Here is a 24,833-nt window from a genome sequence, read left to right as displayed (position 1 = left end):
TGCTTGAAGTTGCGTGAAATGGGCCGCTACCTTGCAGGAAACTGCACCCACCACGCCAGGGAGCCGGCATGAGCCACGTCGCGTACGAGTTGGGCACACAGCCCGAGTGCTGGGAGCGGGCCGCCGAACTGGCCCCGGCCCACCGGGCGTTGCTGCCGCGGCCGGGGGAGCGTACCGCGATCGTGGGCTGCGGGACCTCGTACTACATGGCCCAGGCGGCCGCCGCCCTGCGCGAGGAGATGGGCCAGGGCGAGACCGACGCCTTCCCCGCCTCCGAGTTCCCCCTGCACCGCCGCTACGACCGGGTCGTCGCGCTCACCCGGTCCGGCACCACGACCGAGGTGCTCGACCTGCTGTCCGGGCTGCGGGACACGGGGGTGCGTACGACCGCCGTCGTCGGGGACCCGGCGACCCCGGTGATGACCCTCGCCGACGAGCTCGTCGTACTCGACTTCGCCGACGAGCAGTCCGTCGTGCAGACCCGCTTCGCGACCACCGCCCTGACCCTGCTGCGCGCCCACTTCGGTCTGCACACCCCCTCCGTCGTCGCCGACGCCCGCGCCGCCCTCGCCGAACCGCTGCCCGAACAGGCGGCGAGCCGAGGCCAGTTCACGTTCCTCGGCCGCGGCTGGAGCGTGGGTCTCGCGCACGAGGCCGCGCTGAAGATGCGCGAGGCCTCCCTGTCCTGGTCCGAGTCGTATCCGGCGATGGAGTACCGGCACGGGCCGATCAGCGTTTCCGGGCCCGGCACCCTCACCTGGTCGCTCGGCGAGACGCCCGCGGGCCTCGCCGAGCAGGTGCGGGCCACGGACGGCCAGTGGGTGGCCGGCCGGCTCGACCCGCTCGCCGAGCTCGTACGGATCCACCGGCTGGCGATCGCGGTGGCGGCCCGCCAGGGCCTCGATCCGGACCAGCCGCGGAACCTGACCCGCTCGGTGATCCTCACCGCCGGTGAGGAGGCGGTCCGATGAGCCTGGTCCCCGCCGGGACGCTCGTCCTCGACGCGGCCGCCGCGGGCCGCGCCGTCGCCGCGTTCAACATCATCACGCTGGAGCACGTCGAGGCGGTCGTCGCCGGGGCGCAGCGGGCGGGCCTGCCGGTCATCCTCCAACTCAGCGAGAACGCCGTGAAGTTCCGGGGCGGGCAGCTGCTGCCGATCTCGCGCGCGGCCGCCGCGTGCGCGGAGGCCGCCGGGATCCCGGTCGGCCTGCACCTGGACCACGTCAAGAGCCCCGACCTGCTCCGTCAGGCCGCGGACGCCGGGTTCAGCTCGGTGATGTACGACGCCGCGCAGCTCCCGTACGCGGAGAACCTGGAGGCGACCCGCTCCGCGGCCGACTGGGCGCACGCCAACGGGCTGTGGATCGAGGCCGAGCTGGGCGAGGTGGGCGGGAAGAACGGCGCCGCCCCGCTGGACCCGCACGCGCCGGGAGCCCGTACGGACCCGGACGAGGCGCGCCGGTTCGTGGCCGACTCAGGGGTGGACGCGCTGGCCGTGGCGGTCGGCAGCAGCCACGCGATGACCAGCCGCACCGCCGAGCTGGACCACGCGCTGCTGGCCCGGCTGGCCAAGACGGTGGACGTGCCGCTGGTGCTGCACGGCTCCTCGGGGCTGCCGGACGCGGAACTCGCGGCGGCGGTGGCGGGCGGCATCCGCAAGGTCAACATCGGGACCGCGCTGAACCTGGCCATGACGGAGGCGATCCGCACCCACCTGACCCCGGCGGACCCCCGGCCCTACCTGACGGCGGCCCGTACGGCGATGGCGGCGACCGCCGCGGCGATGATCACGGCGCTGAACTGACGGCGGGGTGCAGCCGCCGGCGCCCTCACCCTCCTCGTTGCCGTCCCCGGCGCGGCCGGCGCCGCCACGGGCGTGTTCGGGTACTCCTTCGTCCGCAAAGTCGGCGGTGGGTCAGTGGTGGGTCAGCGGGGGGCATCAGCGGGGGCTGAGCCGGGCTTGGTGGCACGTGAGGGTGTGCCACCGGGCCCGGTCCGGTGTCGCGCCCAGGTCCAGGGAGCGGCGGGCCTCGATCGCGGTGACGTGGCGGTCGGTGGACAGGCACAGCAGGACGAACAGATCGCTGTGCCGGGGCTGGACCGTCTCCTCGTAGTACCACTCGGCCGTGACGGTCCGCCGCCCGGCCAGGAACGGGCGCTGGAGGAAGTCCTGTACGTCGAGGGGGAAGTGCCCGAGCACCCCCTGAGCCTCCGGCGGGTCCAGGACCAGCCGCTCCACCGGCGCGCCCGGCCGGCCGGGCGCGGCCGCACCTGCGCCGCCCGCCTGCGCCGGGCGCCCGTCGAAGGAACGGCTGACCAGCGAGCCGGGCTCCACCCGGAGCCGCTCGCCCCGGTGTTCCTGCGCCCTGCCGTCCCGGTACGTCGGCTGGACCCGGCACAGGCCGCGGTCCCCGAACACCACCGCGAAGGGGGCGCCGTCGGAGTAGACCCGGGCCCACCACACCAGGGACCTGCCGGCCTTCTCGCGCGTCTTGGCCCGTACGTCGTCGGGCAGCAGCTCCCACGCGCGCATGCGGTCGGGACTCTCGGGGTCGACGGGCAGCGCGCCCGGCTCGTGGATCTGGGTCACGCCCCCGGGGCCCTCGCCCCGGCCGGCGGGCAGCCGGTCGCCGGGCAGCCGGTCCCGGTCCCCGGGCATCCGGTCCCGCCCGGCGGGCAGTCGATCCGCCCGCCCGGGCATCCGGTCGCGGTGCTCCGGCATCGGGTCCCGTCCGCCGAACTCCCGCTCCCAGGCCTTCTCGTCCACGTGTCCCCCCGGATCCTCGAACTGCGGCTCCCCGCACGCCCATTGTGGGTCACGAGCCGACGCCCCGCCGCCGGTCGGCGGAAACGGCGCCCCGCGAGTCCTTCCCCCTTCTTGGAACACGTTCTACTCTGTGCGCCGCCACCACAGCGACCGGCTGGACCGCTAGACACCCGGAGGGGCCGTGCACCTCGAATACACGCCTGAGCAGCAGCAGTTGCGCACCGAGCTGCGCGCCTACTTCGCCGAGCTGGTGCCGCAGGACGTCTACGCCCGCTACGAGGACCCCGCCGCGCAGAAGCGCTTCTACCGCGAGACCATCCGCAAGCTGGGCGCAGACGGCTGGCTCGGGGTGGGGTGGCCCAAGGAGTACGGCGGCCGGGGGATGTCGCCCATGGACCAGTTCATCTTCTTCGACGAGGCCGCGCAGGCCGTCGTACCGCTGCCGCTGATGGCGCTGAACACGGTCGGGCCGACCATCATGCAGCTCGGCACGGACGAGCAGAAGGCGTACTTCCTCCCGCGCATCCTCTCGGGCGAGATCGACTTCGCCATCGGCTACAGCGAGCCGGACGCCGGCACCGACCTCGCCGCCCTCAAGTGCAAGGCCGTCCGCGAGGGCGACGAGGAGACCGGCACGTACGTGGTCAACGGGCAGAAGATCTGGACCACGAACGGGGACACCGCCGACTGGGTCTGGCTGGCCGTCCGCACCGACCCGGAGGCCCCCGCGCACAAGGGGATCACCATGCTCCTCGTGCCGACCGCCGACCCCGGCTACTCCTGCACCCTGATCAACACCCTTGCCTCGCACGACACCACCGCGAGCTACTACGAGAACATCCGCGTCCCCGCGAGCCGCCGCGTCGGCCAGGAGAACAAGGGCTGGCGCCTGATCACCAACCAGCTCAATCACGAGCGCGTCACCCTCGCCGCCCACGGCACCATGGCCATCCGGGCCCTGCACGACGTCCAGCGCTGGGCCGCGCAGACCAAGCTCGCCGACGGGCGCCGCGTCATCGACCTCACCTGGGTCCGCGGCCGCCTGGCCCGCACCCACGCCCGACTCGACGCGATGAAGCTCCTCAACTGGCAGATGGTGGGCGCCGTCCAGCACGGCGTGCTCACCCCGCAGGACGCCTCCGCCGTCAAGGTGTACGGCTCCGAGGCCCGCAGGGACGCGTACGCCTGGCTGATGGAGATCGTCGGCGCGGCCGGCTCCCTCAAGGACGGCTCCACGGGCGCGGTCCTGCACGGCGAACTCGAACGCGGCTACCGCAGCGCGGTCATCTTCACCTTCGGCGGCGGCAACAACGAGATCCAGCGAGAGATCATCTCCTGGATCGGCCTGGGCATGCCCCGAGTCCGCCGCTGAAACCCTGCGGGTCTGCAACGCGGTGTCCGCACACCCCGGCGGTGGCGACGGGGCGACCGCAGGGTGACGGGACGGCGTGCCGTCGCGCGGCCGGTCCGGTGGGGGCGGTCGCGCGACGGCTCAGGCGTTCTCGGTCAGAGGGTGCCGGTCATGCTGATGGCGGCGGGCTTCCCGATGGTGCCGAGCGCGGCCGCGGTGGGGTTGGCCCAGGTGCGGTCCGCGTGACGGATCGTGTGGACGACCTTGCCGTCCGAAGTCACCGCGGTGAGCTGGAGTTCGCCGTCGACGCTCGCGGCGGCCACGGACCTGGCCGTGATGGTGCCGAGCGGGCCCTTGAGCTCGCCGAAGGGGTCCCAGTTGCGGTCGGCCTTGCGGATGGTGTGGTACTGACGCGTGCCGTTGTCGGTCGCGATCACGATGTGGGCGTCACCGCCGATGCCGGCCATGGAGACCGAGGTGACCGGGCCGGTGGTGCCGGCGGCCCAGGCCACGGCGCCCCACTCCGACCAGTGGCCGGTGGTGTTGCGGATGGTGTGGAAGGCCTTGCCGCCGCTGACCGCGATGACCTGGAGCTCCCCACCGACGCTGGCCGTGGCGACGGAGCTCACGCCGCCGATCGGGCCGGCGGCCATGGAGATGTCACCGAAGGGCGTCCAGCTGCCGTCGCCGCGGCGGACGGTGTGGAAGACCTTGCCGTCGGCAGCCACGACCACGTGCAGGTCGGTGCCGATGGAGACGGCGGACACGTGGGTGATGCCGGTGAGCACGCCGGCCATGGAGCCGATGTCACCGAAGGCGCCCCAGGTGCCGTCCGCCTTGCGGATGGTGTGGCGCAGCTTGCCGTCGTTGCCCAGGGCCACCACGTGGCTGTTGTCGTCGATACCGGCGATCGCGCTCGCGCGGACCCCGCCGATGTCGCCGGCCTTCGACTGGACGTCGACGAAGCCGGTCCAGCCGCCGTCGGCGAGACGGGCGCCCTGGTAGAGGCCCTTGTCGGTCTGCACGGCCGCCTGGGACCGCCAACCCGGCGCGGCCGCACGGACGTCCATGACCCACGCCGCGAGGCCGTCGACGCGGGCGGCTTCCGCCGCGCGGCGGGTCTCCGTCGCCGGGGTGCCGAAGCAGCCGGCGAGCCAGGAGCGGGTACCGAGGGCCACGACGTCGCCCTGGGCGTTGACCACGGGACCACCGGCGTCGCCCTGGCAGATGGCGTCACCGCTCTGGCCGCCTTCCAGGGCCAGCGTGGTCGCCGCCGCGGAGGTCGTGGTGAACGCGGCGGTGTGGACCTTGCCCGGTACCCAGGCGGTCTTGGTACGGCCGAAGCCCGCCGCGGTCAGCGCGGAGCCGGCCGCGGCGGGGGCGGAGGCGATCTTGGCGGGGGTGACGCCGGCGACCGGCTTGTCGAGCCGGGCCAGGACCACGTCGCGGTCCGTACGGGGAATCAGGTCGACGATGTCGTACGTGGTGGAGCCCAGCGTGGCCTTGGCCGCGCGGGCGGGCTTACCGGCCGGGACGGCCTCACCGGGGGTGGCGGCGAAGCAGCTCTTTGAGGTCAGGAGCCACTGGGCGGCGACCAGGGTGCCGGAGCAGCCGCGGGCGTCGGCCTCCGCGCCGGTGGTGATCTGCGCGGTGTGGGCGAACCGGTCGGAGGCGTCGGGGGTCCCTGTGGCGGCCAGCGCGCCGGTCGAGGTCAGCAGACCGGCACCGACGGCGGCGGCGAGGGCCGCGGCGATCCACGAGTGCCGGGGACGAGAACTAAACATGGTGGTGTTCCTTGGGAAAGAGCGTCGGGTACGCATGAGTGGCGTACGAGAAGAAGTGGGCCGTGGCGCCGACGGCGCGGGCCCGTTCCGATTCGCGGCATCGGCCGCATAGCTCTGTTCGGACCCCGGACGGATTGCGGAAATGATGGTTCCCCCTGGGGCCGTACACGCGGCGCGCGCACGCGCGCGCCGCTGCTCGGCGAGTTTCAAAAGGCTGCGCAAGACGGCCTGTTGCCTGTCGCTCGGCTTGGTCAGAGCCGGCGGCGGAGCCGGATGGGCGTGGTGGGTACTAGCCGGCCGCTACGGCTGCGGGCCGGGCGATCGCCGGAGAGGCGGTGCCTGCGGCGGTGACACCGGGGGCGAAGGCCGCGGCGAGCGCGGCCGTGCGGGTGCGGAGCGGCACGAGATTTCCCATCCAGAAGTGCAAACCGCCATGTGAGGCGGGTCAAGAACTGCTCAAGCGAAGCTGTGAAAATCTAGCAGCAAGATCACGAACCGCGGAGCCGGGGTGGTTCGCGACGGCCGGGTGCCGGTCCGTGGACGAGTGCGGGGGTGTCCCGGTGAAGAGCCCCTTCACCGGGACACCCCCGCGTTCCGCGCGACGGGCGCCGTTACGGGACGGGCTGTTGCTGGGTGACGCAGTGGATGCCGCCGCCGCCCGCGCCGAGGCTGTCGATGTCGAGCTGCTCGACGGTGCGGCCCGGGAAGAGGCGCTGGAGGGTGGACTTGGCTCCGGCGTCGGCGCGGGAATCGCCGAACTGCGGTGCTATGACCGCCCCGTTGCACACGTAGTAGTTGGCGTACGCGCCCACGAAGTTCGGGTCGGTGGAGCGGATGAGGTTGTAGTCGGGGCCCTGGAGCTTGGTGACCGAGATCGGGTTGCCCTGGGCGCCGGTGGAGGTGGAGAGGATCTGGTACTGCTGGCGCGCGTCGTTCGACCAGGCGTCGGTGTCGCTCGCCAGCGGCATCTGGACCAGCCCCTGGCCCGGGGCCAGGAAGCGGGAGGTCGCGTCGACGTGGTCGTCGGTGATGTCCCGGCCGAGGACGCCCTTGAACCAGATCACCTTGGAGGCACCGAAGGCGCCGCACATCGCCGCCTCGATCTGTGACTGCGTCAGGCCGGGGTTGCGGTCAGGGTTGATGATGCTGCTGCGGGTGGCCATGAGGGTGCCCGCGCCGTCCGTTTCCACCGCGCCGCCCTCGCCGACGAAGGAGGCGGCGGTGAACGGGACCCCGACGTAGGCCGCGATCCGGCCGGCGACCAGGGAGTCCTTGGCGTGGGTCTGCTGGTTGCCCCAGCCGTTGAAGTTCAGGCCGACGGTGTCCAGTCCGCCCGCGCCGTCCGTACGGAACACCGGTCCGCTGTCGCGCATCCAGCAGTCGTCGACGGGGATCGAGCCGATCACGGTGACGGCCGGTCCGCAGGCGCTCTTCGCCTTCGAGACGCTCGCCGGGTTGGCGCACATGACGACGGGCTCGTACTTGGCGATGGTCTTCGCGATGAGCGCGATGTTGGCCTGGACGCCCGCCAGCTTCCGCCCCCAGACGGCCGAGCTGTCCGGCCACGCCATCCAGGTACGGGTGTGCCGGACCGTGTCGAGCGGGACCGTGAACCCGCCGGCGGCCGCCGCCCGCGCCGAGGGGCGGGTGGCGGCGAAGGCCTCGCCGCCCGCCGCCGCCAGAGCGGCGCCCGCGGCCGCGAGGCCTGCCGCCGCCAGGAAGCCCCGCCTGTCCAGGGTCCGTCGCGGCGTTCCGCCGGCCGGGTCCTGGGGTGCAGCGTGATCGTTCATCACTGTTCTCCGATCAGCCAGGGTGGATCGCTCCACCGATTGGCCCGGAACGTATTACTGACCGAGCGCTCGGTTAATAATTTTGGACGCATCAACTTCCGTATAAAGAAAGGGAGTTGCTGCCTCTTGATCGTTCTTGCGGTGCCGCGGACGCGGGGTCGTTAGAGTGGCGCCGTGGCAGCAGAAGCAGCGGAAGTAGCGGAAGCAGCAGAAACGGCGGCACGGGCCGAGTCCGGGCGGCCGCCCGCTCCGGCCCGCACCATCCGCCCGTCCCGTACCTCCGCCAAGGGGGAGCAGACCCGCGCGCGGCTCATCGCCGCCGCCCGGACCCTGCTCGCCGGCGAGGGGTTCGCCCGTTTCAGCACCCGCAACGTCGCCGCGCTCTGCGGGATCTCGCACGGCATGTGCCACTACCACTTCAAGGACCGCACCGACCTGATCGTGGCCGTCGTGCAGGACATCGGGCCCGAGTGGATCGGTCCGATGGAAGCCGCGGTCGACCGCCCCGGTTCCTTCGCCGAGCGCGCCGAGCGGGTGATCGGACTGCTCACGCAGCCCGAGGGCCCGGACCTGTCACGCCTGCATTCCGCCCTCCACTGGTTCGCGTTGAACGACGACCGGGTCCGAGCCGCGGTGGACGCGGAGTACCTGCGCTGGCGGGAGTGCTTCGTCCGGCTGTTCCGGGTGCTGGCGGACGAGCACGACGGCGCCTTCGACCCCGTCCCGCCGGGAACGGCGCTGGCCGCCGCCTCCGACGGGCTCGCCGCCCTCCAGTCGCTGGACTCCCGAGTCGATCCCGAGGCGACCGTACGGGTCCTCGTCGAGGGCCTCACCGCCGCGGCCGTACGCCTGCCCTGAGCCGCAGGCCCCCTCAGAGGGCGCGCCGCGCCGCCGCGATGCCCTGCGGATCCCAGCCCGGCCGGGGCACCGACTCCAACAGCAGCCGGGTGTACGGATGCTGCGGCGCGGCGAGGACCTGCGCGGTCGGGCCCGCCTCGACGATCCGGCCGTTCCGCATGACGACGACGTCGTCGGTGACGCAGCGCACGACTCCGAGGTCATGGGTGATGAACAGGTAGCCGATGCCCGTCTGTTCACGGATGTCGGAGAGCAGATTGAGGATCTGGGCCTGTACGGACACGTCCAGCGCGGCCACCGCCTCGTCGAGCACCAGGACGGCCGGCTCCACCGCCAGCGCCCGGGCGATCGCCACGCGCTGGCGCTGCCCGCCCGACAGCTGCCGTGGCAGCGCGTCCGCCTCCCGGGCCCCCAGACCCACCTGGTCGAGCAACTCGGCGACGCGCCGGCCGTGGTCGGCTCCGGGGAAGTGCAGCCGCAGGGTCTCGCGGAGCGCGCCGCCCACGGTCGTGCGCGGGTCCAGGGACAGGAACGGGTCCTGGAAGACCATCTGCACCTCCCGGGCCCGCGCCAGGCGTTGTGCCTTGCCGCGCACGCGATCGCCCCGGTCCCGCCCGTGGACGAGGATCCGGCCGCAGTCCGCGTGCTCCAGCCCCACGACGATCCGGGCGGTGGTCGTCTTCCCCGAGCCCGATTCGCCGACGATGCCGAGCGAGCCCCCTTCGGTCAGCCGGAACGAGACGTCGTCCACCGCCTGGACGGGCCCGTAGGCCCGGCGCAGGCCGGCGGCCTCCAGCACGGTCTTCCTCATCGGTGGCTCTCCTTTCGGGCGGGGGACCGGCCCTGCTCGCCCGGTGCGCCGCGGACCTGGTCACTGTGGTGGCACGAGGCGAGATGGCCGGCCGCGACCGCGGCGCCCGCCCCTCCCTCGGCGAGGGGCAGCAGAGCCGGCGCCTCCCGGGCGCACCGATCGGTCGCGTACGCGCACCGCGCCGCGAACGGGCACCCCGTCACCTCCTCGCGCAGGCTCGGCGGGCGGCCCTCGATCGCGGCGAGCCGGCCCCGCGGCGAGTCCAGCCGCGGGGTCGAATCGAGGAGCGCCGCCGTGTACGGGTGGCGCGGCCGCGCGAACAGCTCCTCGGCGGGGCCCGTTTCGACGATCCGGCCCGCGTACATGACGTACACCCGGTCGCTGATGGCCGCGGCGAGCCCGAGGTCGTGCGTGACGAAGAGCAGCCCGGTGCCGAAGCTCTCGCGCAGCTCGCCGAGGAGCGCCACCACCTCCGCCTGCGTCGTCACGTCCAGGGCCGTGGTCGGCTCGTCGGCGAGGATCAGCGCGGGGTCGCCCATGAGCGCGGCCGCGATCATGACCCGTTGCAGCATGCCGCCGGAGAGCTGTCCCGGGTACTTCCGCAGGGCGGCCGCCGAGAGGCCGACGGCCTCCAGCATCCGCACCGCCCGCGCCTCGGCGGCGTCCTTCTTCATCCGGGCGTTCAGGCGCAGGCTCTCGGTGAGGAAGTCGCCGACGCGGCGCATCGGGTTGATGGCGGCCCTGGGGTCCTGGAAGATCATGGCCGCGGTGCTCGTGCGCAGGACCCGCAGCTGACCGGCGGTCATGGTGAGGACGTCGTCGCCGACGACCCGTACGGACCCCTGGGCCCGCGCACCCGCCGGCAGCAGGCCGAGCACGCTGCGGGAGGTGAGGGTCTTGCCGGAGCCGGACTCGCCGACCAGGGCCACCGTCTCCCGGGCGGCGACGGTGAGGTCGACCCCGTCGAGTACGGGCCTGGCACTGTCCGGCAGCCGCAGGCGCAGCCCCCGGACGTCGAGGGTGTTCAGGGTGTTCAGGGTGTCCGGGGTGTCCGGGGCGGCGCCCGTGTCGAGGGTGTTCATCGGTCCCTCCTGGCGACCTTGTCGGCCTGGCGTTCGCCGACGACGTTGAAGGCGACCACGGTCAGGACGATGGCCGCGCACGGCACGATCGCCGAGAGCGGGTAGCCGGACTGGATGGCGGTCTTGCCGTCGAAGACCATGCGGCCCCAGTCGGGGGTCAGGGCGGGTACGCCCAGGCCGAGGAAGGAGAGGCCGGCCAGGTCGATCAGGGCGTAGCCGAAGTTGATCGTGGACTGGGCGAGGACGACCGGGGCGACGCCGGGTACGACGTGGCGCAGGCAGATCTGCAGCCCGGAGTGGCCCTGCACCCGGTAGGCCTCCACGTACGGGCGCTCCCGCTCGGCGAGGACGAGGGAGCGGGTGAGCCGGCTGACGTACGGGAGGTACGCGATCGCCAGCGCGATGACCGGGGCCATCAGCCCCTCCCCGTAGACCGAGACGATCAGGATCGCCAGCAGCATGCCGGGGAAGGCGAAGACGAGCTCGGTGCTGCGCGACAGGACGGAGTCCAGCCAGCCTCCCCGCCAGGCGGCGGCCGTCCCGATGGCCACCCCGGCCAGGGTGGAGAAGACCACCACCCCGAGCGGGCCGAGCAGGGAGGTGCGGGCGCCCAGGACCAGCCGGGACAGCGTGTCGCGCCCGGAGGCGTCGACCCCGAGGAGGTGCTCGGCGGACGGCCCGGCCAGGGCGTTGCCCAGGTCGACGACGTTCGGATCGTAAGGGGCGATCCAGGGGGCGAGTACGGCGGCGAGGACCACCAGGGCGACGAAGCCCAGGCAGAGCGCGGACAGGGGTGCGCGGGTGCTCCGGATCCGGGCGAGGCCGGGCCGGCGCAGCAGGGTGGTGGCGCTCATGCCGCCTGCTTCCGGGGGCCGAGGGCGACCCGGGGGTCGACCAGCGGATGGAGGAGGTCGACGAGGAGGTTCACGGTCATGAACAGGGCGACCATGATGAGGGAGATGGCCTGCACCGTGGGGAAGTCCTTGGTGGTGGTGGACAGTTCGAGCAGCTGGCCGATGCCGCCCACGCTGAAGGCGGACTCCACCAGGACGGTGGTGACCAGCAGGGTGGACACGATCAGCCCGCCGGTGGTGAGCACGGTGCCCAGGGCGTTGCGGAACACGTGCCGCCGGACCACCAGGTGCGCGGCGACCCCGCGGCTGCGGGCGACGGTGACGTGCTCCTGGCCGAGGACTTCGAGCATCGCGGCCCGGGTGACGCGGGCGAGCATCCCGATCAGGTAGAGCGCCAGCGCGACGGCGGGCAGTGTCAGATGCCACAGCATCTGGCCGAGGCCCTCGCCCGTGCCCCCGGTGGGGAACCAGTGCAGTTTCACCGCGAACAGGCCCTGGAGCAGGACCGCCGCCACGAACGACGGGGTGCCGATCGCGAACGTGGTCGTGACGAGGATCGTCGAATCGGCGGCGCCGCCGCGCACCGCGCCGATCCAGCCCAGCAGCAGGCCGGCGGCCAGCACCAGGACGAGCGCCATGGAGATCAGCAGCAGGGTGCTGGGCAGCCGGTCCGCCAGCAGCCGGGACACGTCGGTGCGGTACGTGATCGAGCGCCCGAAGTCGCCCTGGACCACCTGGCCGAGCCAGCGCAGGTACTGCACCGCGAACGGCTCGTCCAGGTGGTACTGGGCGTTGATCGCCCGCAGCGCCTCCGGGGAGGCCGACCGCCCGGCGAGCAGGAAGCTCGCCGGATTGCCGGGCGCCAGGTACATGGCGCCGAAGATGACGAACGAGGCGCCGAACAGGGTGGCCGCCATCTCGGCCAGCCGCCGCAGGGCGAATCTCAGGAAACTCATCGCGTGGCCGCCCCGACGTCGGCGGCCCACGGGGAGTACAGGTACGAGATGGTGGTGGGCGCCCCGGTGATCCTCTTGTTCAGGAAGACCGCCGTGGGCCATTCGGCCACGGGGATCCACAGGACCTCGTCGGCGGCCTTCTTCTGCAGCTGGGCGGCCGTCGCCGTCCGGCGGGCCGGGTCGTACTCCGCGCGGGCCTTGGCGACGAGGTCGTCGTAGGCCGGGTCGCTGTAGCCGGCGTAGTTCTGGAACGCCCCGGTCTGGAAGTTGCTCAGCAGGTCCATCGGGTCGGTGATGGAGTCGTAGTACGTCTCGGGGAACATGTCCAGGCCCTCGCGCGCCTGGGGGTCGGTGAACAGGGCGGTGAAGGCGTTCGGGGCGATGGTCTTCAGCCGGACGTCGAGCCCGATCCTGCTGCCGGCGGCCTGGACCGCGGTGGCCAGCAGCGACACGTCCTGGCCGATGGCGCTGGTGGCGATGGTCACCGTCTTGCCGGTGGCACCGGCCTCCTTGATCAGCGCCTTGGCCTGTTCGATGTTCTGCTCGGGCGACGGCAGACCGTCGAAGGCGGCCTTGCGCACGTCTTCGGGGGCCGCGGCCCAGACGGCCCTGGTGGTGAGGGAGTTGGTGGCGGTGCCCGCTCCGGCCAGGCCCGCCTTGACGAACCCGCGGCGGTCCAGTGCCATGGACAGCGCCCGGCGCACGCGTACGTCGCCGAGCGCCCCCTTCATGCTGGTGACGTTGACGTTGACCGTGCTGAGTCCCTCGCCGAAGTAGAGGGTGCCCACGCCGCTCCTGCTCAGCCGGTCGTAGCTCTCGGTGGGGATCAGGTAGCCGCCGTCGGCCTCGCCGTTCAGCATCGCGTTGGTACGGGCGGACGGGTCGGTCAGGAAGGTGAAGACCGCCTTCGCCGACTTCGCCCTGGTGCCCCAGTAGCCGTCGAAACGCTGGAGCTCGATCGACTGGCCCTTGTTCCAGGTGCCCAGCTTGAAGGGGCCGGTGCAGTCCAGGCTGCCCGAGGTGCCGTAGTCCTTGCCCGCCTTCTCGACGCCGGCCTTGGAGGCGACGACTCCGGCGGCGGTCGCCATGTACTGGGGGAACTGCGAATCGGGCTGCTTCAGCTTGACCGTGACCTGGAGCGGTCCCGTCTTGGTGATCGACTCGACGTTGGCGAAGTTGCTGTTCCAGGCCGACCCGCCCTCCGGGTCGGCCTGCCGGCCGAGGCTGAAGACCACGTCGTCGGCGGTCATCACACCGCCGTCGTGGAACGCGACGCCCGCGCGGAGGTCGTAGACCCAGGTGTTCGGGTCGGGGTTGGTCGCCTTCTCGGCCAGGCCCGGAGCCACGGTGAGCTGCGGCATCCACCGCATCAGGGACTCGCAGACGTTGGAGACGATGGTGTTCTGCGGGTAGTCGAAGGCGGAGACGTAGTCGAGCGTGGGCGGTTCGGCGTACAGGGCCCAGGTGAAGGAGTCCAGCTCGCCGGCGGCGGCCGGGGTGCCCGCGGAGAGCTTGAACGCGGCGCTCCCGGGGGCCGGGCCGTCCTTGGGCGGGCCGGAGCAGGCGGCGACCAGGGAGACGGCGGCGAGGGCCGCGACGGGGAGCGCGTACCGGCGTGCGGACCGGCGTGCGGACCGGCGTGCGGACCGGTGGGTTCCGGACCAGGGGAGGGATCTCGGCATCGGTGCTCTCTCTTCCTTGCTCGACGCTCAGCGGGAGGTGGCGACGGGCACCGGGGACGGCACCTGCTGGGTGATGCAGTGGACGCCGCCGCCCCCGTACGCGATCACGCGGGAGCGGACGCCGACGACCTTGCGGCCGGGCAGCGCGGCCGCGATGACGGCGAGCGCCCCCTCGTCCTCGGGGACCCCCGCGACCGGGACGACGACCCCGCCGTTGGCGATGTAGAAGTTCAGGTAGCCGACCTCGGTCTCCCGGCCGGCCACCTCGACGAAGGCGCTCTGCGGCAGGTCGACGATCTCCAGGCGGCGCCCGGCGGCGTCGGTGGCCTCCTCCAGGACGGCGCGGTTGACGCGCATCCGCTCGTGGTCCGGGTGCTCCGGGTCGCTCGGCAGCTGGACGACCACCTTGCCGGGGGCGACGAACGCGCAGACCCCGTCCACGTGCCCGTCGGTCTCGGTGTCCAGCAGACCGCCGTACGGCAGCCAGATCACCTTGGTGACGCCGAGGCGGGCGATCAGCTCGGCCTCGATCTCCTCCTTGCTCATCCCCGGGTTGCGGTTGGGGTGCAGCAGGCACTGCTCGGTGGTGATCAGCGTTCCCTCGCCGTCCACGGTGATCGCGCCGCCCTCGAGGATCATCGGGGAGGCGACGCGCTCCACGCCGAGGTGCTCCAGCAGGGCGGCCGCTATCTTGTCGTCGGTGTCGTACGGGTGGTGCTTGCCGCCCCAGGCGTTGAAGCGGAAGTCCAGCCCCGCACGCCGTCCGTCGGGCCCGAGCACGAAGATCGGCCCGGAGTCCCGGAACCAGGAGTCGTCCAGCGGCAGTTCCACGACCGTGACGCCCTCCCCGCACCGCTCACGGGCCTCGGCGCCGGCGCCGGGCAGGGCCACCATGGTCACGGGCTCGAACTGCGCGATGGCGCCGGCGACCTGCGCGTACTCCGCCTTCACCTCGTCGAAGACCTCACCCCACAGTTCCTGACGCGTCGGCCAGGCCATCAGGCAGCCCTCGTGCTCGGTCCACTCGGCCGGCATCCGGAAATCCGTCATGGTCGCTCCTGTGTGTGAAAAGGGAGGGGAGGGGGCGTGTGCCCCGCATCCTCCTCCGTACTGAAAATTCAGTCAATGCTTCTGGCCAAGTACTCGTCGATTCGGCCAGTCGTGCGCCCTGCGAAGGGTTCGCGGGCGCTGCGGTGCTGTGATGCACCGCAAGTCCAGGTGTTTGACCAGCGGGTATGGTGGGCCGCCGGGCTGGGAAAGTACCTGACTGTCCGATCAGGAAATGGCCCCATGTGACCGGCTCGGCGGGTAGAGTGACACCTCGTGTCAGACCGTCGAACGGAAATACTCAGGGCCGCCACGCGAGTGATCGCGCGCCGCGGCGTGCGCGGACTGCGCGTGGGAGAGCTCGCCGCCGAAGCGGGGGTGTCCACCTCGCTGATCTACTACCACTTCACCGATCGCGCCGGGATCCTGCGCCGGACCCTGGAGTTCATCAGCGACCGCGCCGACCGCTACACGGCGGAGCGCGATCCGGGCCAGGACTGGGTCGACCCGCGGACCGAGCTCGCGCAGGTGCTGCTCCTCGAACTCCAGGACACCCCGGAAGTCCGGGAGAACAGCACCGCGTGGGGAGAGCTCAGGGCCAGCGCCGTCTTCGACGCCGACCTGCGGGAGGACGTGGCCAAGGCCACGCACACCTGGGTGCACGAGATCGCCGACCTGCTCGCGCACGCCCGGCCAATGGGCACGGCCCCGGCGCACGCGGCCGCGGCCGAGCGGCTGACGGCCCTCCTCGAAGGCCTCAGCGTCCGCTGGCTCAGCGGCTCACTGCCCCTGGAGCACGCACGCCGGCTGCTCATGGACGCCATCGAGGTGGAACTGGACCGCCGCTGAGCCGGAGGGGCCCGCCGCTGAGTTCGCAGCAGCCGGCTACAGGAAGTAGAGGCGGCCGAGCGAGACCGAATCGGCGGGCGCCGAGACGAGGGGCTCGCCGTCGAGCGAGACCAGGCCCGTGCCGGGGTGCACGTCGACCGTGCCGGTACGGGCGTTGCGCAGCATGTTCCCCGGCCCGATGCCCCGGGTCCCGCGGACCGCCACGCGGCGCCGGCGCGTGGGCATCTGATCGCCGTTCTGCACGGCGGCCTCCGCGACGAACGCGACGGAGATGTCGGCGGCGGTGGCCCCGTGCGCTCCGAACTGCGGTCCGAGGACCAGCGGTTCGCAGCGGTCGGTGGAGGCGTTCGGATCGCCGGTCACCCCGTACGCCGGGAAGCCGGCCTTGAGGACCAGCTGCGGCTTGGCGCCGAAGTACTGCGGCCACCACAGGACGATGTCCGCGAGCTTGCCGACCTCGATCGAGCCGACCTCGTGCGCGAAGCCGTGGGCGATGGCCGGGTTGATGGTCAGCTTGGCCATGTAGCGCAGGACGCGCTCGTTGTCGTCCCCGCTCTCCGCCGTGCCGTACGAGCCCTCGCCGTCCAGGGGGCCGAGCTCGCCCTTCATCTTCCCGGCCATGGCGAACGTACGGCGCACCGTCTCGCCGGCGCGGCCCATGCCCTGGGCGTCGGAGGAGGTGATGCCGATGACCCCGAGGTCGTGCAGGACGTCCTCGGCTCCCATCGTCCCGGCACGGATGCGGTCGCGGGCCATCGCGGCGTCGCCGGGCAGGTCGACCTTGAGGTCGTGCGCCGAGACGATCATGCCGAAGTGCTCGGCCAGCGCGTCGCGGCCGAAGGGGAGGGTGGGGTTGGTGGAGGAGCCGATGACGTTCGGCACGCCCGCCATCTTCAGTACGTTGGGCACGTGGCCGCCGCCGCACCCCTCGATGTGGAAGGCGTGGATCGTACGCCCGTCCAGGACGCGCAGGGTGTCCTCCACGGACAGGCACTCGTTCAACCCGTCGGTGTGCAGGGCGACCTGGACGTCGTGTTCCTCGGCCACCCGCAGCGCGGTGTCCAGGGCGCGGGTGTGCGCGCCCATGTCCTCGTGCACCTTGAAGCCGGAGGCGCCGCCCTCGGCCAGGGCCTCGACCAGAGGGGCCTGATCGGAGGAGGAACCGCGGGCCAGGAAGCCGATGTTGACGGGCCACGCGTCGAAGGCGTTGAACGCGTGGCGCAGCGCCCAGGGGGAGTTGACGCCGACCGCCCAGACCGGGCCGAACTCCTGGCCGATGATCGTGGTGACACCGGAGGCCAGCGAGGCCTCCATGATCCGGGGCGAGAGCAGGTGGACGTGCGTGTCGACGGCGCCGGCGGTGGCGATCATCCCCTCGCCGGAGACGATGGTCGTCCCGGTGCCGACCACGACCTCGACACCGTCCAGCGTGTCGGGGTTCCCCGCCCGTCCGATGGAGGCGATGCGGCCCTCGCGGATGCCGATGCTGGTCTTGCGTATGCCGAGGACGGCGTCGATGACCAGCACGTTGCTGATGACCAGGTCGCAGGTCTCGCGGACGGCGGCGGCCTTCAGGTGCAGTCCGTCGCGGGCGGTCTTGCCGAAGCCGGCCAGGAACTCGTCGCCGGGCCGCTGGGAGTCGGACTCGACGCGCACGATGAGGCCCGAGTCTCCCAGCCGTACCCGGTCCCCGGCCCGCGGCCCGTGCACGGCCACGTAGTCGTAGGGGTCCGTGCCGTCGGACGGGGCCGCGCCGGGCCGGCCGTGGCAGCCCGCCGCGTCGAAGATGCTGCCACTCATGCCTGCTCCTGGTATGCGGTGAGGTAACCCGTGGCCCGGGCCTTGGCCAGCGCAGCCTCGCGGGCGCCGGGCGCGTCCAGGGGGCCGTCGACGAGTCCGGCGAAACCGATGGCCACGCGTGCCCCGCCGATCGGCGCGAGCTCGACGAAGACGGTGGATCCGGAATCGAAGCGGACCGTGGAACCGGCCGGGACGGCGAGCCGCATGCCGTACGCCGCCGCGCGGTCGAAGGCGAGGCGGGGGTTGGCCTCGAAGAAGTGGAAGTGCGAGGACACGCTGATCGGCACCGTCGCGGTATTGCGCACCGGCAGTCGCAGCGTCGGTTCGGTGCTCTGGTAGCCCTCGCCGCCCCCGGGGAGGGTGGCACCGGGGGCGGCGAGGCCGAGCGAACCCCGCTGCCCGAACGGGTCGTCGATCACGCAGAGCCGCGTCCCGTCGTCGAACACCGCCTCGACCTGGAGGCCGGTGACCACGTCGGGTACGCCGGGAAGTACGTCGTCGGCGTCGAGGACGCGGCGCCCGGCCTCGATCGCCTCGGCCAGGCGGCGGCCGTCCCGGGCCGCCTCGCACACGGTGTCCGTGATCAGCGCGGTCGCTTCGGGAACGTTGAGCTTCACGCCCCGGCGGCGCCGGGCGCGGGCCAGTTCCGCCGCGGTGAAGATCAGCAGCCGGTCCCGCTCGGTCGGTGTCAGTCGCATACTGCCTCGTTTCCGTGCTCGGAGGTCTTACGGGAGCGGCTCGTGCATCGTGGAGCAGTGGATGCCGCCGCCGCCCGCCATCAGCCGGTCGACGTCGATCTGGACGACCGCCCGCCCGGGGAAGGCCTCCGACAGGGCGCGCAGGGCGGCGGCGTCCTTGACCGCGTCCCCGAACTGGGCCGTGACGACCGCACCGTTGACGACGTGGAAGTTGAGGTAGGAGTCGACGAACTGGGAGTCCTTCGACCGGACCGTGTCGGGGCCCTCCACCCGGATCACCTTCAGCTTCCGCCCCCGGGCGTCCGTGGCGCGGGAGAGGATCGAGAACTGCTCGCGGGCGTCCCGGGCCCAGACGTCGTCGCGGTCGGCGGGCGGGACCTGCACCATCACCACGCCCGGGCCGATGAAGCGCGAGGTCACGTCGATGTGGTCGTCCGTGATGTCCTTGCCCTTGATGCCGGGGACCCAGATCATCTTGTCCGCGCCGTACGCGCGCAGGACGGCGTCCTCGATCTCGGCCCTGCTCATGCCCCGGTTGCGGTTCTTGTTGACCAGGCTGCTCTCCGTGGCCATCACGGTGCCGTCGCCGTCGGTCTCGACGGCCCCGCCCTCGCCGACGAAGTCGGTCCGGGTGAAGGGCACGCGGAGGTCGTCCGCGACGAGCCGCGCGACGTCGGCGTCGTAGGTGTGGGTCTGCTTGTCGCCCCACCCGTTGAAGTTGAGGCCGAGGGCGTCGACCCCGCCGCGGCCGTCGCGGCGGAAGACCGGTGCGATGTCCCGCATCCAGAGGTCGTCCGTGGGGATCGAGTCGATGACCGTGACCCCCGGTCCGCACAGGGACCGGGCCTTGGCGGCGGTGGAGGAGTCCGGGGCGCACAGGACCACCGGCTCGTAGCGGGCGACGGTCCGGGCGATCAGGGCGATGTCCTCCTGAACCCCGGCGAGGCGCCGGCCGCCCCAGATGGACGACCGTGAGGGCCAGGACATCCACGTACGCGCATGCGGTACGTCGTCCCGGTCCACCCACCGGCTCGGCATCGCGGCGCTCGCCCGCTGCGGGGCGGCCGCGATCGAGCCGAGGGCCACACCCGCGGCTCCGAGCCCCGCGGCGCCGAGGACGCGCCGGCGGGAGGGCTCGGCGGAGCCGAAGAGGCGGCTGAGGAGGGAGCGGCTGTTGTCGTGGGAGGTGCTCATGGCCCGACTCTGTCATTGACTGAAAATTCAGTCAAGACGTGAGGTGAACAGAAGCCCCTGCCCGGAGGCAGGGGCCGAGAGTGGCCGGGGAGGGCCGGGGGGTGCTCGCGGAGGGCGGTCAGCCGCCCGGCTGTGCCAGGTGCCGGAGTTCGGCCGCGATGGCCGTGGTCATCAGCTCGCGGGCGTGCGCCAGGGGCAGGCTCCCGCTCAGCCAGCGCGAGCTCAGGCCCTCGACCAGGGCGGTCAGCCGCTCGGCGGCGCCGGCGAGCGCCGCGGCCCCCGCCATCGGCCGGACCCGGCCCAGCAGCTCGCCCACTTCCTGCACCCAGACCAGCGTGGCGCGGGCCAGGTCCTCGCGCAGGTCGGGGTCGAAGACGGCCGTCGCCCGGAGCTCTCCCCAGGCCGTGCTGTTCTCCCGTACCTCGGGGCTGTCCTGGAATTCGAGGAGGAGGGTCTCCTCCAGCTCGCCCTGGGCGTCCAGCGGGGGAGCGTCCGGCTCCCGCTCCGTGGTGTACCGTCCCGCACGGTCGTTGATGAACTCCAGGGTGGCGCGCAGGATCCCGGCGCGGTCCTTGAAGTGGTAGTAGATCAACGCCGTGGACACGCCCGCCTCGGCGGCGAGCTCCTCCACGCGCAGGCCGCGCACGCCGCGTCGGGCGATGACCCGCGCGGCCCCCTCCATGATTGCTGTTCGACGGTCCGCCACGCCGACACCCTACCTGGGTGCGCATGACACCTACGACCCCATTCCTGACTGAAATTCCAGTCGGATAAGATCCGAGGCCGTTCGGGCGACCGCACAGCCGCCGATCCGCCCTCGTCGCCGGGAGAGCCGTCATGTCCACATCGCCACCACCCCCGGGTACCGCCCCGCACCAGCTCCTGGCGCCCGCCGCCGACGATCCGCGCGAGGTGGGCGGCTACCGCGTGGTCGCGCGGCTCGGCGCCGGCGGGATGGGCCGCGTCTACCTCGCCTACACCCCGGGCGGCCGCCCGGTGGCGCTGAAGGTGGTCCGGCCCGAGCTCGCGGGCGATCCCGAGTTCCGCCGCAGGTTCGCCCAGGAGGTGGCCAGCGCGCAGCGCATCCACGGGCTCTACACCGCCCAGGTCGTCGACTCGGGAGCCGACGACCCCACCCCGTGGCTGGCCACCACGTATGTCCCCGGACCCTCGCTGCAGCAGGCGGTGCACACGTACGGCCCGCTGCCCGCGCGCACCGTGCTGCTGCTCGTCGCCGGCATCGCCGAGGCGCTCCAGGAGATCCACCGGGCCGGCGTGGTCCACCGCGACCTGAAGCCCGCCAACGTCCTGATCGCCGCCGACGGACCGCGCGTCATCGACTTCGGCATCGCGCGGGCCGCGGACGCCGGCGCGCTGACCGGCACCGGGCTGCGCGTGGGCACGCCCGCCTTCATGGCCCCCGAGCAGGCACTCGGCCGGCCGGCGGGCCCGGCCACGGACGTCTTCGCGCTCGGCGCGCTCGCCGCTTACGTGGCCGGGGGCGCGCCGCCCTTCGGCACGGGCCCCGAATCCACCGCCCTGTACCGGGTGGTGCACGAGGAGGCGGACCTGGGCGCGGTCCCGGCCGGGCTGCGGCCGCTGCTGTGGCACTGCCTGGCCAAGGACCCGGCGGACCGGCCGGGCACCGCCCAGGTGATCGAGGCCGTGCGCAGCCACCCCGCGGTCGGCGGGGAGCTGCGCTTCGCCGAGGACTGGCTGCCGCACCAGGTCACCACCGAGCTCCGCCGCCATGCCGATGCCGGCCTGCCCGTACCGCCGGCCACCGCCCTCGACGCGGCGCTCACCCTGACCGCCCCGCGCGAACCGGTCCCCGCCGAGGCCCCGGGCCCCCCGGGCGCGCGGGAGCCGCAGCCGCGCGGCCGCAGACGGGCTCCGGCGTCCGGGCGCGGGCGGGGCCGTACGGCGGCGGTGGCCGCTGCCGCCCTGATGCTGGGCGCCGCCGGGGCCTTCGCACTGCTCGACCCCTCTTTCGGGGGCGGTGGGGACGAGGACCCCGCCGATCCGGCCGAGGCCGTCGCCGGGGCGCCCGCCTCCACCCCTGCCGCCACTCCCGCCTCCACCTCGCCGCCCACCCCGTCCGCTGCCGCTCCGGGGTACACCGCCGTCCACACCGGCACCGAACTCACCTCGCCGGACCAGAGCTACGAGTTCGACGTCAAGGCGGGCCGGGTCGTACCGCAGGAGACCGCCTCCTGGTACGTCGGCCGGAGCGCCACCGAGTTCTACGTCCCCGAGAGCAGTGACGCCTACGTCATGCCGGCCGGCCGGCAGGGGCTCGCCGACTGCCTCAAGGGCATCGAGAGCCAGCCCGTCACGGCGCTGCCCTTCACCACGCTGCGCGCGGGCCGGGCCTTCTGCGTACGCGCCCAGGACGGCCGGGACGTCGGGATCGTGACCGTGCTCACGGCCGTCCCCGGTGACGGCCCGCTGAAGGTCTCCGTGGAGTACCACCGGCGCAACGGATGACCCGCTCGGCGGATTGACTGAATATTCAGTCAGTGTCACAGTGGAACCATGACCTCCCCTTCTCCCATGTCCCGTCGTTCCGCTCTGCGCGCCTTCGCCGGTATCGGCGGTGTGCTCGCCCTCGGGGCCGGTGCCTGCGCCCCGGCCGATTCCGGTGATGCCGGAACCGACGCCTCGACCGCGCCGAGCCCGGGTACGGTCACGGCGGCCGGACGCAGGTTCCCCGCCGAGTGGGAGAGCCACGCGCGGACGTTCATGTCCTGGCCCGCGCTGGACCGGGTCTGGTACGAGCAGCTGCCGGCGGTACGGGAGGACATCGCCCGGGTGGCCCGCGCTGTCGCCGCGTACGAACCCGTCGTGATGCTCGCCCGGCCCGACCAGCAGGCGGCGGCACAGAAGGCGTGCGGTTCCGAGGTCGAGGTGATCCCGGTTCCGGTGGACGACCTCTGGGCGCGGGACACCGTGCCGGTGTTCGTCGAGGAGCCCGGCAAGCTGCTCGGCATCGACTTCAACTTCAGCGGGTGGGGCAACAAGCAGGAGCACGGCAACGACGCCCAGGTCGGCCGCGTCCTGCTCGCCAAGTACGGGATCGAGCGCGTGCAGGCTCCGCTCGTCGCCGAGGGGGGCTCCTTCGAGACCGACGGCCAGGGCACCCTGCTGGTCACCGAGAGCTCGGTGGTCAACAAGAACCGCAACCCCGGCAAGAGCCGCGACCGGATCGAGGCCGAGCTCAAGAGCACCCTCGGAATCAAGAAGGTGATCTGGCTCGCCGGGGTGCGCGGCCAGGACATCACGGACGCGCACGTGGACAGCCTCGTCCGGTTCACCGCCCCGGGCGTCGTCCTCCTGGACCAGGCGTTCCCCGGCACCCCGCCGGACGTGTGGTCGCGCGCGGCTGATCAGGCGCGGACCGTGTTCAAGGACGCGACCGACGCGCGCGGCAAGCGCCTGCAGGTCGTCGACCTGCCGCAGCCCGACCTCGACAAGATCACCGGCCGCGGGGACGCGTTCGTGTCCACGTACGCGAACTTCTACGTGGCCAACGGCGCCGTCTTCATGCCCAGGTTCGGGGACGCGAAGGCCGACGACCGGGCGAAGGGGATCCTCCAGGAGCAGTTCCCCACCCGGGAGGTCGTGCCCGTGAAGATCGACACCATCGCCTCCGGCGGTGGCGGCATCCACTGCTCGACCCACGACCAGCCGGGCAAGCCCGCGGCCGAGTAGCCGTACGCCGCACCACCCCGTACGCCGGGGGGCGTACGGGGTGGTGCGGCGTGAGGCGGGCGCGCTTCCGCACGCCGGGGGCCGACCCCCTGACAGGCCGGTCGGCGGCGGACAGAATCGGTCGCCCGCAGGCGCTTTTCGGCCTGCGCCGCACCATCACCACAGCAAGGGGGGATCACGCACGTGAAGTCCATCCTCGAGCGGCGGCTCGGCCGCTGGGGGCGCGCGGCGGCGGTCGGCGCGGCCGGCGCCGCGCTGGCCCTGACCGCCGCCGCCCCGGCCGGGGCGGCCAATCCGCCCAAGACCAACAGCCTGACGCCCGCGTACGACAGCCCGTTCGCGCCGCAGGCCCTGATCGGCGGCATCTTCGGCGGAGTCACCGTGACCATGCGCTGCTGGCGCGACGGGGCGTGGGCCAACGGCACCAACCGCTGGTTCCTCGTCGAAGGGCCCGGATACAACCCGTACACCGGCCGCCTGAACTTCGTCCGCGGCTTCGTGTCGGCCAACAAGATCGCCAATCAGGTGCGGGTGGACCGCTGCCCCTGACCCGGTACGCACCCCTGCTCCGGCCCGCCGTGCCTCGGTAGGCTGGAGCGGAGGGGCAATCCGGGAGCCGTAAGGGAGTTACGGGAGGTACGGCAATGGCCGCGACCCGAGGCACCGCGTCCGCACCGACCCCGCTCGGGCCCGGGCCCGACCCCGGGCTCTACGGGCCCGCGTCCGTCACCTGGCAGTGCCACGGCGACCCGATCATGTGGATCGCCGGAATCCGCGCGCTCTACCTCCAGGCCCTGCACCCCCGAGCGGTCCGCGGGGTCATGGAGAACAGCGACTTCCGCTCCGACGCCTGGGGCCGGCTGCTGCGCACCGCCGACTTCGTCGGCACCGTCACCTACGGCACCACCGAGGCCGCCGAGCGCGCCGGCGCCCGCGTCCGCCGGATCCACCGGAGCCTGTCCGCGACCGACCCCGCCACCGGAGAGCGGTTCTCGGTCGACGACCCCGAGCTGCTGCTCTGGGTGCACTGCGCGCAGATCGACAGCTTCCTGCACGTCCTGCGCCGCTCCGGGGTCCCCCTCACCGCCGCACAGGCCGACCGGTACGTTGACGAGAACCGGGTCAACGCCCGCCTGGTGGGTCTCGACCCGGCCCATGTCCCCGCCGGTACGGCCGCCCTCGCCGCGTACTTCGACGAGGTCCGCCCCGGGCTCGCCGCCGGACCCGACGCCCGCGCCGTGGTCGACTTCCTGCGGAGCCCGCCCACCTCTGCCCTCCTCGTCCCTGGCCGAAACCTGCTGTGGCGCCCGATCGCGGAACTGGCCTACGGTTCCCTCCCGGCTACGCGCACCGGCTGTACGGGCGGGCGGCGCCGCCGGCACCGGTCATCACCCGTCGCCTGCGCCTCACCGGTACCCTGCTGCGCAGCATTCCCGCAGGTCTGCGGTGGCAGCTGCCTCCAGGTCACATCTTGAAAGCGATGCGCCGCATGGGCCCCGGGAGCCGCCCCTCGGCGTACACACTGCGTACACCAGCGGCCATACTGGACCGGCCGGGGAGGGCATAGGACGGAGCACGACAACGGGGGCGGCTTTAAGA

General features: G+C 72.8%; 22 protein-coding genes and 1 pseudogene. 9 read left to right on the top strand and 14 right to left on the bottom strand.

All coding sequences use genetic code 11. The features are described from left to right. Positions 1–68: 68 nt before the first annotated feature. Together ACFXGI_RS00460 and ACFXGI_RS00455 are read left to right on the top strand one after the other, a co-directional pair. Entirely contained in the window at positions 69–971 is a 903-nt protein-coding gene (locus tag ACFXGI_RS00460; protein ID WP_384701050.1) for an SIS domain-containing protein, read from the top strand. Beyond that, entirely contained in the window at positions 968–1,804 is an 837-nt protein-coding gene (locus ACFXGI_RS00455) for a ketose-bisphosphate aldolase (RefSeq protein ID WP_384701047.1), read from the top strand. The genes ACFXGI_RS00460 and ACFXGI_RS00455 overlap by 4 nt, the downstream gene beginning before the upstream one ends. A gap of 135 nt (positions 1,805–1,939) precedes the next feature. On the opposite strand, the gene ACFXGI_RS00450 is transcribed toward ACFXGI_RS00455, so the two are convergent. Then, positions 1,940–2,767, bottom strand: coding sequence for a hypothetical protein (locus ACFXGI_RS00450; protein ID WP_384701044.1), 828 nt, complete (start codon positions 2,765–2,767; stop codon positions 1,940–1,942). A gap of 181 nt (positions 2,768–2,948) precedes the next feature. Between ACFXGI_RS00450 and ACFXGI_RS00445 the strand changes: the two genes are divergently transcribed. After that, a complete protein-coding gene (locus ACFXGI_RS00445) occupies positions 2,949–4,139 on the top strand; it encodes an acyl-CoA dehydrogenase family protein (protein WP_384701041.1) in 1,191 nt (396 codons plus the stop codon). A gap of 134 nt (positions 4,140–4,273) precedes the next feature. Here the strand turns inward: ACFXGI_RS00445 and ACFXGI_RS00440 are convergent, their stop codons facing one another. The 3 genes from ACFXGI_RS00440 to ACFXGI_RS00430 form a co-directional block, all read right to left on the bottom strand. Continuing rightward, positions 4,274–5,902 (bottom strand): trypsin-like serine protease, encoded by a 1,629-nt coding sequence (locus ACFXGI_RS00440; protein ID WP_384701038.1) that lies wholly within the window; start codon positions 5,900–5,902, stop codon positions 4,274–4,276. A gap of 289 nt (positions 5,903–6,191) precedes the next feature. Next, positions 6,192–6,317, bottom strand: a complete 126-nt coding sequence (locus tag ACFXGI_RS00435; protein ID WP_384701035.1) for a hypothetical protein — start codon at positions 6,315–6,317, stop codon at positions 6,192–6,194. 196 nt (positions 6,318–6,513) lie between these two features. Further along, positions 6,514–7,692 (bottom strand): agmatine/peptidylarginine deiminase, encoded by a 1,179-nt coding sequence (locus ACFXGI_RS00430; protein ID WP_384701032.1) that lies wholly within the window; start codon positions 7,690–7,692, stop codon positions 6,514–6,516. Between the two features lie 174 nt (positions 7,693–7,866). On the opposite strand from ACFXGI_RS00430, the gene ACFXGI_RS00425 reads away from it, so the two are divergent. Beyond that, positions 7,867–8,550: a TetR/AcrR family transcriptional regulator gene (locus ACFXGI_RS00425; protein WP_384701029.1), complete on the top strand. Its 684-nt coding sequence runs from the start codon at positions 7,867–7,869 to the stop codon at positions 8,548–8,550. Positions 8,551–8,563: 13 nt separating this feature from the next. On the opposite strand, the gene ACFXGI_RS00420 is transcribed toward ACFXGI_RS00425, so the two are convergent. Genes ACFXGI_RS00420 through ACFXGI_RS00395 form a run of 6 tightly spaced genes read right to left on the bottom strand, consistent with a single transcriptional unit; the run spans position 8,564 to position 14,985 of the window. Then, the gene (locus ACFXGI_RS00420; RefSeq protein WP_384701026.1) at positions 8,564–9,361 is read right to left on the bottom strand and encodes an ABC transporter ATP-binding protein; all 798 of its coding nucleotides are present in this window, start codon (positions 9,359–9,361) and stop codon (positions 8,564–8,566) included. Beyond that, entirely contained in the window at positions 9,358–10,443 is a 1,086-nt protein-coding gene (locus ACFXGI_RS00415) for an ABC transporter ATP-binding protein (RefSeq protein WP_384701022.1), read from the bottom strand. The genes ACFXGI_RS00420 and ACFXGI_RS00415 overlap by 4 nt, the downstream gene beginning before the upstream one ends. Next, positions 10,440–11,297 (bottom strand): ABC transporter permease, encoded by an 858-nt coding sequence (locus tag ACFXGI_RS00410; RefSeq protein WP_384701019.1) that lies wholly within the window; start codon positions 11,295–11,297, stop codon positions 10,440–10,442. The genes ACFXGI_RS00415 and ACFXGI_RS00410 overlap by 4 nt, the downstream gene beginning before the upstream one ends. After that, positions 11,294–12,253: an ABC transporter permease gene (locus ACFXGI_RS00405; RefSeq protein ID WP_363127066.1), complete on the bottom strand. Its 960-nt coding sequence runs from the start codon at positions 12,251–12,253 to the stop codon at positions 11,294–11,296. The genes ACFXGI_RS00410 and ACFXGI_RS00405 overlap by 4 nt, the downstream gene beginning before the upstream one ends. Continuing rightward, positions 12,250–13,935: an ABC transporter substrate-binding protein gene (locus tag ACFXGI_RS00400; protein ID WP_384701015.1), complete on the bottom strand. Its 1,686-nt coding sequence runs from the start codon at positions 13,933–13,935 to the stop codon at positions 12,250–12,252. Before ACFXGI_RS00400 ends, ACFXGI_RS00405 begins: the two co-directional genes overlap by 4 nt. A gap of 27 nt (positions 13,936–13,962) precedes the next feature. After that, entirely contained in the window at positions 13,963–14,985 is a 1,023-nt protein-coding gene (locus ACFXGI_RS00395; protein WP_384701012.1) for an agmatine/peptidylarginine deiminase, read from the bottom strand. 273 nt (positions 14,986–15,258) lie between these two features. On the opposite strand from ACFXGI_RS00395, the gene ACFXGI_RS00390 reads away from it, so the two are divergent. Beyond that, positions 15,259–15,831, top strand: a complete 573-nt coding sequence (locus ACFXGI_RS00390) for a TetR/AcrR family transcriptional regulator (RefSeq protein WP_384701009.1) — start codon at positions 15,259–15,261, stop codon at positions 15,829–15,831. A 36-nt stretch (positions 15,832–15,867) separates the two neighbouring features. On the opposite strand, the gene ACFXGI_RS00385 is transcribed toward ACFXGI_RS00390, so the two are convergent. The 4 genes from ACFXGI_RS00385 to ACFXGI_RS00370 form a co-directional block, all read right to left on the bottom strand. After that, positions 15,868–17,631: an urease subunit alpha gene (locus ACFXGI_RS00385; protein ID WP_384701006.1), complete on the bottom strand. Its 1,764-nt coding sequence runs from the start codon at positions 17,629–17,631 to the stop codon at positions 15,868–15,870. Beyond that, positions 17,628–18,329, bottom strand: a complete 702-nt coding sequence (gene ureA / locus ACFXGI_RS00380) for an urease subunit gamma (RefSeq protein WP_384701004.1) — start codon at positions 18,327–18,329, stop codon at positions 17,628–17,630. Before ureA ends, ACFXGI_RS00385 begins: the two co-directional genes overlap by 4 nt. Before the next feature lie 27 nt (positions 18,330–18,356). Continuing rightward, positions 18,357–19,523 (bottom strand): agmatine/peptidylarginine deiminase, encoded by a 1,167-nt coding sequence (locus ACFXGI_RS00375; protein WP_384701001.1) that lies wholly within the window; start codon positions 19,521–19,523, stop codon positions 18,357–18,359. Positions 19,524–19,641: 118 nt separating this feature from the next. After that, complete coding sequence (locus ACFXGI_RS00370; RefSeq protein WP_384701805.1) at positions 19,642–20,205, bottom strand: TetR/AcrR family transcriptional regulator; 564 nt, start codon at positions 20,203–20,205, stop codon at positions 19,642–19,644. A 155-nt stretch (positions 20,206–20,360) separates the two neighbouring features. Here ACFXGI_RS00370 and ACFXGI_RS00365 point away from each other — a divergent pair, with 155 nt between their 5' ends. The 4 genes and pseudogenes from ACFXGI_RS00365 to ACFXGI_RS00350 all read left to right on the top strand — a co-directional run bounded on the left by ACFXGI_RS00365 (position 20,361) and on the right by ACFXGI_RS00350 (position 24,801). Continuing rightward, complete coding sequence (locus tag ACFXGI_RS00365) at positions 20,361–22,010, top strand: protein kinase (RefSeq protein ID WP_384700998.1); 1,650 nt, start codon at positions 20,361–20,363, stop codon at positions 22,008–22,010. A gap of 66 nt (positions 22,011–22,076) precedes the next feature. Then, positions 22,077–23,234, top strand: a complete 1,158-nt coding sequence (locus ACFXGI_RS00360) for an agmatine deiminase family protein (protein WP_384700995.1) — start codon at positions 22,077–22,079, stop codon at positions 23,232–23,234. Between the two features lie 183 nt (positions 23,235–23,417). Then, positions 23,418–23,783, top strand: a complete 366-nt coding sequence (locus tag ACFXGI_RS00355) for a hypothetical protein (RefSeq protein WP_384700992.1) — start codon at positions 23,418–23,420, stop codon at positions 23,781–23,783. A 95-nt stretch (positions 23,784–23,878) separates the two neighbouring features. Further along, positions 23,879–24,801: pseudogene (locus ACFXGI_RS00350) on the top strand (oxygenase MpaB family protein). Positions 24,802–24,833 lie beyond the last annotated feature (32 nt).

The organism is Streptomyces sp. NPDC059355, from assembly GCF_042752335.1.
Lineage (GTDB): Bacteria > Actinomycetota > Actinomycetes > Streptomycetales > Streptomycetaceae > Streptomyces.
Note: the sequence above shows the minus strand (reverse complement) of the source record. Positions and strands in the feature narration are given on the sequence as shown.